Source organism: Endozoicomonas sp. ONNA2, from assembly GCF_024606365.1.
Classification (GTDB): Bacteria; Pseudomonadota; Gammaproteobacteria; order Pseudomonadales; family Endozoicomonadaceae; genus Endozoicomonas.
Map to the genome: position 1 here is coordinate 1 of NZ_JAHHPO010000058.1, position 1067 is coordinate 1067.

The window sequence follows — 1067 nt, forward strand, 5'->3', positions numbered from 1 at the left end:
CAGCAATGGGTAGAGCGCTTATTTGCTGATAAAAATCCGGGCCAGCAATAAACGAAGAAAGCGCATCGAGCCAGCGCTTTTGTCTTGCTGTTGGATTGCCCGATGGGTTGCCTGCTGGCTCCATTTTGACAATCCACTGTCTTATATCCCCCAGACTGGCCGTTGCATGGGCAAACTCATGGCCATCATCCAGCGTGGTCAGTAATGGGCTGGCATCAAATTGAAGCGCCTCAAGCTCCTGCACGATGCCTGTTTCAATGCAGCGAAATGGCGGGACAGCTAATTCTGCGCTCTGCATCAAGGTCAGGAACATCCCTTTACCACCCAATAATTCCCGGTTTGGCATAGTCGGGGGGGCAACGGCCATCTGTGGTTCAGTACAGTTACGGGTTGTTAATTGCGTTGCCGCCAGGTCGTGGTTGGTACTGCCAGGAGTAAACGTCGTAACAGGCCTGATGATCTGGCACTTTCCTATGTCAGAAAAAGCAGGAGTGTCTGAAGCAACGGATGACGGTATTTCACAATGATTGGTGCCTGCGGCACTGGCATCAGGCAAATCTGTGGAGCAACCTGCATTGTTTTTAAAACCTGAGTTTTTAAAACCTGAAGTTACAGGAAACATGATGGCAATATCCGTTGTGTGGTTGTTTAACGTTTTTATTGAGGTATGACATTGGGCATCCGCTCAGAGCTGAATATCGAAAGTCCTAACCCACCCAGCGCGATAAAGTTGCACAGAAATTTTGATTTCACTTTTTATTCGAAACTTTTTATTCGAAACTTTTTATTCGAAACTTTTTATTCAAAACAAGCAGCACCTCAAAAAGCTTCATAAATTATCCATTGGCTTTTGGACAAATTAATCATCAGGCGAAAAGTGTAATTCGCTTGCGGTTATTTGGACCATTTAATTAGTAAATAGTTTCATCCATTTTTTAGCCAAGACGCTTAGGGTAGACATTAAGGAGTTCTTCCTGATAGTACAACTGTCCATTCTTTCTTTAGCTTCTACGTAAGTAGCTAACCATATGAAATCATATATTTCTGACTCCTTGTGCCGGCACTCC

The 1067-nt window shown here is 44.5% G+C and carries 1 protein-coding gene; it reads right to left on the bottom strand.

What is annotated here, in order from left to right; genetic code table 11:
• Positions 1–622, bottom strand: a 622-nt coding sequence (locus tag KDK14_RS00865; RefSeq protein WP_257263125.1) for a hypothetical protein, incomplete at its 3' end; no start/stop codon positions are given.
• Positions 623–1067 lie beyond the last annotated feature (445 nt).